We start from the raw sequence: 6,214 nt of genomic DNA, 5'->3' as shown, positions 1-6,214 counted from the left end.
ATTTATAACCTTTTCAAAACTTTCCCCTAATAATGTACTTAAAGAAATTAATATCTCATATAAATCGGCCATTTCCTCAAGAATATTATCTTTATCTTTCTCTCTAAATAACTCGTAAGCTTCTTCAATAGCTTTTCCTTTTAACTTATCGACTAATAAATCTTTAGATAAAGATTGAATTATGGGTAGTTCTCCATGCGAAGAAATTTTTGTAGGAATTAAATCTCTAACTAATTTATTAAATGATTGTTTTGGATAATCAATTTTAAAAGGATCAGTACACTTCAAATTAACATTTAATCTTTTTAAAATATAAAATACATGAGAAAGAATACTCCCTTCAAGAATTAAGGGAATGTCTTTTTTTGATAAATATTGTCCAATTTCAGTAATAAATTTATGATTTCTAATATGCTTAGGATTTAATTTAAGCTTAACAACTGTATCTTTTGAAAGTGCACTTTGCTTTAATTGATTTAGCTCTTTAGGTTCAGAAATTATAAATGTTTTTTTAGGGAAAATAATTTCAGAAGCCTCGAATGTAGAATCGGGAACTTCTAAAGTATAATACCATGGTAATACTTCTGGATATAATGTTAACTCATCAACACCTACAAAAAACATAATCCCTACAGGTTTATTAAGTTCTTTTGCAACTTCATAAGAAAAATTTGCAATTTTATCAAGTTGATTTTCTGTTAAAGAAGGCTTCCAGTCCCAATCCCAACCACTTTTTACTGCAATCCAATCACCTTCTAAATTACAGTCTAAATATTCATGTTTAGAATTTAGTGTTTTTTTTACCTCTTCAGTAAATACATTTACTTCAAATGTATCATAAGGAAAACAATGTAATCCATCAGGAAGACCCCAAGTAGAATCAACTCTAACTCTAGGGATATCTGGTTTTGCTAAAGTTAATGCACAAGCCTTAGAAGATATATAGTGATGCATTAAGAAACAAATATTATGAAAAGCTACCCCCTCTTTTTTAAATTTTTTTAAGGTGTTACTCAAAAAAAACTTACATTCTTTAATTAAAGAAATAGTTGTTGTTCTCGGTAAAAGAAAAGTATTTTCCATTTCATTACAATCTGTTCTTATAACAATTGGATTTTGTAGTAACTTTTTTAAATCTTCTTCTAAATCAGTTACGAAAACATCATTTGTTATTTGATTAAAAATATTTTCATCTTGAAGAATAAAAATATTTCCATGGGGAAGATTACACTTCTTAAAAGTCTCTACACTTTTTAACTTCTTCCAATTACTCCCAAATTCAGAAACTGATTTAAGTATTTTATAATATTCATTTGAAGTATTAATCCTATTATATTTCCATCTGCTACCAGGCGTTATCCCTTCAAATTTATTTTCAGTATCAATCTGTACAATGTACATTTTAGATTTACCATAAACCCATTCAATATGAAATCTTTTATCATCTTCTATAAAAATCCCTGAAAAATTCCTTAAAACAATTTCTATTTCTTTTGAACTTTGAAGAAACATATTTATTTTCTGGGTAGATTTAGTTTTTTTAGATCTTATTCTATCAATATTTTTTAGATGATTTAAATTAGACTCCTCTATTTCATAAACCCACGTGTTATTATTTCTCGAAACTCTTCTTTCATTTGATAAATGACCTTTTGCTATAGGTTTTATATATATCTGAACAATCAAACAAATAGTTGACTCTTCAGAAAGTTTATTATTTTCAAAGTCAAAATAAAGACTATTTATTGTTTTATTTAAATTGATTTCATTTAAACCCGCTAAAATAATTTTACTAGAGAACATTCCTCTTTGATTAATATTCTCATCAATTCCACTAGACCTAATAATAATTTCTTCTTCAGACCCAAAGACTGAAATTATTTCTTGTACTACATTTTTTAAGTTTTTTTTAAAAATATTATTATCACCTTTACTTAATTTAAACAATTCATTGGATAGAAGTAAAAATTTCGGAGTATATTCTAAAATTTTTAATAATCCAAGAGATTTAAGTCCAAAGCTATTTTTGAATAAACTCAAATCTATTTGCTCATTATTAAGATATGGGTTGAAAATCATTTTAAAAGCCATCTTATTAATCTTTTGAAGTTATTCCAAAAATAGAATTAGATACTTCCACTAATTTAGCAGCTGCTTTATCTGAAAAATATCCAGAAAAAAAACCTATCACAAAGGCAATTCCTCGGTTTTGTAATAAACTTTTATCAAAAATTTTCAGAAAATTTGAAAGTATAAGTATTGAAAAGACTAAAGCAAAGGATGTTCCTACAATAGGAATAAACATTCTCCATGCTCGTCTGTCTGAATGCCATAATCCTTTAGCTACGCAATGGTATGTCCACTTCAATCCATAAAGAGCTCCACCAAAGGCTCCGCCTAAACAGGCAAGTAAATAAGGTTCTAAACCATTAAGTAAAATAATTTCAACTGAAAGAAAGTTTGGAAAAACTTTTAAATAGCAAGCAGCAGCTAATAAAGGTGCAAAAAAGACAAAGCAAAACAAATATATAAACTCAAAGAGAATCCAATAAGTAGCCTTTTTTGGATATTTTGATTTCCAATCTAAAAGGTTTCGTTCATCTGTTAAATCTTTATTATTAAATCCTTTCGGAGAATCATTATCATCATTGTTTTTCAATTTTATAGTAATTTAATTATACAAAATCAACAATATTATGTTGAAGCTTCTCTATTGTTTTTTCTATATTTTCAATCATCGAATCAGATTTCCAGTCAAACTTTTCAGAAATACCTAAATCTTGCGCAATAACCCGTCTAAAGAACTGACTACCTGCTCTTGACCCTGAAGCAAAAAATTTCTCATTATTTGGTAATTCTAAAAATAGGTAACCTTTCTTTTTTCCTATCTCTTTTAAATCTCTAATATCTGAAATACTTTTCCATATAATACTTGAGTCAAAACTCTTAGATAAACTCAATAAATTCATTTCTTTTAAAGGTACTAAGTGTAGATGAAAATGATCGACACCACAGCCAAGAGAAGTTTTCTTATGAGATGGACCATGTTCAAAAATAGTAATTTTACCAAACTCTTGTATTAGTTTAGCCTCTACATCATTTCTAAAATCATTAAGCTCATTTATTAATTCATTACTTAACTGTGATAAAGATAAATAATGTTTTTTAGAAAAAATCAAAATCCACCCTTCTACTAGAGAGCCTAACGAAGGCACAGCATAGAAGTTCTCTGTCTCAAATAAAGGCTTATCCCAAGAATTAAGTTTATTATTGTTATCCGAAATAGAACAAATTTTACATTTATCAGTCATAGTCAATAAATCTAGTTAAAATATTTTAATATTAAATGTTTTTTTAACTTACATTAATATAACAAAATTAATTAATTCTTCCAAATTATTTGTGAAGTATTATACTTATGTTTATAAGTGATTCAAGTAATATAATTTGTTCATCATTTTTTTGGCGAATTATTTTTCAAAACCCTCAAAAAACTCCCCCAAACTCACCCCATGAGCATCTAAAATTTTCAGCAAGCTTTCAAAAGTAAAGTTTGTTCCCTTTTCCATACGCCAGTACTGCATACGTGAGATACCTTTATCTATGGCAAAGTTCTCATACGAGGTATAGCCTGCATCTTTTCGCATCTGTTCTAGCTTCTTTGCTACTTTAACTATACGATTATCAATTTCTGTCTTTTTTGTAGAACTCTTTTTAGCCATAATTCAAAAAGGATTTTTGTCTATGGTAAAAGTCTCTATTTTAGATATTTTGTGTTACAACATATATTTTACATCATATATAAACATTTTTTATTATGTTTGTTTCATAATTAACTTAAAATCAAGAATTATGAAAAACGTAACAAGAATGTTCCTCATGCTAGTTCTGCTAGCATTAAGCCCAGTGTATCAATCGTGTAAGTCTTCTTCTATAGTAAATTTGACTTCCGAGAAGTTTGCTCCAACAAATCCAGCAGACATTCAAATCTTCTCAACAAAGACTCCAGAAAAAGAGTATATAGAGCTTGCAAAGATTAGTACTGATAGGTACAAAACGCTCATGGGTAAAAATTCAGATGAGACAATTAATAACCGATTGAGTGAAAAAGCAGCGAAAGTTGGAGGGCATGCCATCATTAATTTGTCTGAAGACTTTGCAAGTGTTTCTGGAGTTGTAATCCGTTTTAAAGAATAGGAATTATGAAAAAATTACTTTTACTTAATGTATTAATTTTATTAACCACTAGCTGCTCTAGCAAGCTAAGCAATGAAGAAGCGTCAGTTGTAATTAAAGAATTATATCCTAAATATTGCCGTTCTCAAAAGATACTTACTCATGCTTATTTTTTTAGAAACACAAGACATGATGTAAGAGATACTCGTGCATTACAAGCATTCAGAGATTTAGAGAAACAAGGATTGGTAAAAATAAAGCTTCAAGAAACAGGCTTTACTTCGAATCCAGATAAAGATTATTCAATATACCCAACCCAGAAATCCATCAATCAGTATGGTAAAGGCTTTCCCATTACTCGTATTACGTTTTCAGAAGTTATTGCCATTTCACAATCTGAACAAGAAGCTATTGTACGTTATAAAGTGAAGAATACTCATACGCCTTATTACATACTGCACAGTATTCGTAACGAATATAGTAGGAATAAAGAATTTGAATGTTCACATGAAGAGTGGGAAGAAGAAGTTACCCTTATTAAATTTGATGACGGCTGGAGAATCAAGAAAAAGAAATAAGTACATTCCCCTAAGCCTCTAAAACGATACCCCTATTACTCGTTTTCAGCACCTTGATTTTTTTCAAGGTGTTTTTTTATGCTCAATAGTTTGTTGTTTTTACCTTGTAGTCAGACGTAATATATAAGAACCAAATAACTACTTGGACAGTACCCTTGTGTCGTTTTTTCGCAAGGATTTGCCTGCATACGCAGTTCCTCCTTGTCAAAAAAGACTCCCACAAAGGTATTTCCTGTCAGCGTATTATTCGTTAATCCTTATATAATACTATGACTAACAATGAACTTAAAAACAAATTACAAGACATTGCTACAGAAACAGAAAACACACTTAAAAAAGTAGTAATAGATGAAATTCTATCTAATTATGAAGATGAAATTGAAACAGGTTTCCATAACATTATTTGCTACCATAGAACTTTTGGAATGGTTGATTCTTTTATTTTTTATGTAGATATGCAAGCCTTTTTCGATACTCATTATGAATGGATTCATGATGCTATTCTTGATTATGAAGATCGTTATGGAATTCCATTTAATTTTCAATATAAAGACGATATTAAGTCAGAATTAGCGTGGGTAGCATTTCAAGAAACGGCTAATCAAATGGCTTATGAATTAGGACTTGAAGTATAAGTCTTTTTTCTTTATTGTCCTTAAAAATCATCTGAAGCAAGATGATTTTTTTATGTCCTTAAAGCGAAAATGTCCCAAGTCGTCTGCGGACTTTTAGGACATTTTTATGATGTAACGCAAGTCGCTATCGCTTTTGCGACATAACAAAGAGCCTATTACTCATTTTGTAAGATTTCATTTTGTCTTAACTCAAACAAACCTATTCACTAACATAGAGCAGTCATACCGCAAGCAATGCTTCCTAACGGAATTCCTACTTGCACTATGCCTTAACCTCTATGTTTAACGTGGGTCTGTTATCAGTTAACACAAAAAAACATGAAATTAATTACAAAAACCCTAATGAGTCGTTTTAATGAAATTGGAAACCAAAGTGAATTTGAGAACCCGATTATTGTTACAAAACTTTATTCTACTAAAGCAGATATTGCATGGTATATTATTAAGCATAATACAGACTGTGATGCTTATTATGGCTATGTTACAGGACACCTTCATGGAGATGGTTTCTATTATTTTTCTGTCACAGATTTAGAGCATAGGTCTAAAAGATATAAGTTAGACCTTACAAGAGATATTCATTTTAAGGAAATACGATTTAATGACTTGATTAAAAAACTGACATAGGTTGGTTTTTTATTTTGATGTCCTTTATCGGCAAATGTCCTAAGTCGCCCTTGGGCTTTTAGGACATTTAGTCACGATGATCGTAAGTCGGAATCCATACTTGATTCCTTTTAGCGACATCGTGAGCAGGATTGCATTATGACAATCACAAGCTCTTTTTCATAATGCTATCCTGCTAAGGAGACCTTAGAATCCCTA

General features: G+C 29.6%; 8 protein-coding genes. 4 read left to right on the top strand and 4 right to left on the bottom strand.

Going from position 1 to position 6,214, the window contains the following annotated elements; all coding sequences use genetic code 11:
- The 4 genes from ACVC2P_RS06065 to ACVC2P_RS06050 form a co-directional block, all read right to left on the bottom strand.
- On the bottom strand, nt 1-2,091 hold a 2,091-nt coding region (locus ACVC2P_RS06065), incomplete at its 3' end, for a nucleoside triphosphate pyrophosphohydrolase (protein WP_452597583.1).
- A 4-nt stretch (nt 2,092-2,095) separates the two neighbouring features.
- Complete coding sequence (locus ACVC2P_RS06060) at nt 2,096-2,659, bottom strand: hypothetical protein (RefSeq protein WP_452597582.1); 564 nt, start codon at nt 2,657-2,659, stop codon at nt 2,096-2,098.
- Between the two features lie 16 nt (nt 2,660-2,675).
- A complete protein-coding gene (locus ACVC2P_RS06055) occupies nt 2,676-3,311 on the bottom strand; it encodes an HIT family protein (protein WP_452597581.1) in 636 nt (211 codons plus the stop codon).
- Nucleotides 3,312-3,470: 159 nt separating this feature from the next.
- Nucleotides 3,471-3,722 carry a helix-turn-helix domain-containing protein gene (locus ACVC2P_RS06050; RefSeq protein WP_452597580.1) on the bottom strand — a complete coding sequence of 84 codons (252 nt, stop codon included), beginning with the start codon at nt 3,720-3,722 and terminating at the stop codon, nt 3,471-3,473.
- Nucleotides 3,723-3,879: 157 nt separating this feature from the next.
- On the opposite strand from ACVC2P_RS06050, the gene ACVC2P_RS06045 reads away from it, so the two are divergent.
- The 4 genes from ACVC2P_RS06045 to ACVC2P_RS06030 all read left to right on the top strand — a co-directional run bounded on the left by ACVC2P_RS06045 (nt 3,880) and on the right by ACVC2P_RS06030 (nt 6,016).
- Nucleotides 3,880-4,197, top strand: a complete 318-nt coding sequence (locus ACVC2P_RS06045; protein WP_452597579.1) for a hypothetical protein — start codon at nt 3,880-3,882, stop codon at nt 4,195-4,197.
- Nucleotides 4,198-4,202: 5 nt separating this feature from the next.
- Nucleotides 4,203-4,754: a hypothetical protein gene (locus tag ACVC2P_RS06040; protein ID WP_452597578.1), complete on the top strand. Its 552-nt coding sequence runs from the start codon at nt 4,203-4,205 to the stop codon at nt 4,752-4,754.
- Between the two features lie 269 nt (nt 4,755-5,023).
- Nucleotides 5,024-5,389, top strand: coding sequence for a DUF7222 domain-containing protein (locus ACVC2P_RS06035; protein ID WP_452597577.1), 366 nt, complete (start codon nt 5,024-5,026; stop codon nt 5,387-5,389).
- Nucleotides 5,390-5,707: 318 nt separating this feature from the next.
- Nucleotides 5,708-6,016, top strand: coding sequence for a DUF2958 domain-containing protein (locus ACVC2P_RS06030; protein WP_452597576.1), 309 nt, complete (start codon nt 5,708-5,710; stop codon nt 6,014-6,016).
- Nucleotides 6,017-6,214: the final 198 nt, after the last annotated feature.

It is taken from the genome of Pontimicrobium sp. MEBiC01747 (assembly GCF_053601635.1).
The sequence above is the reverse complement of the archived record's forward strand: the minus strand, read 5'-3'. Positions and strand labels throughout refer to the sequence as shown.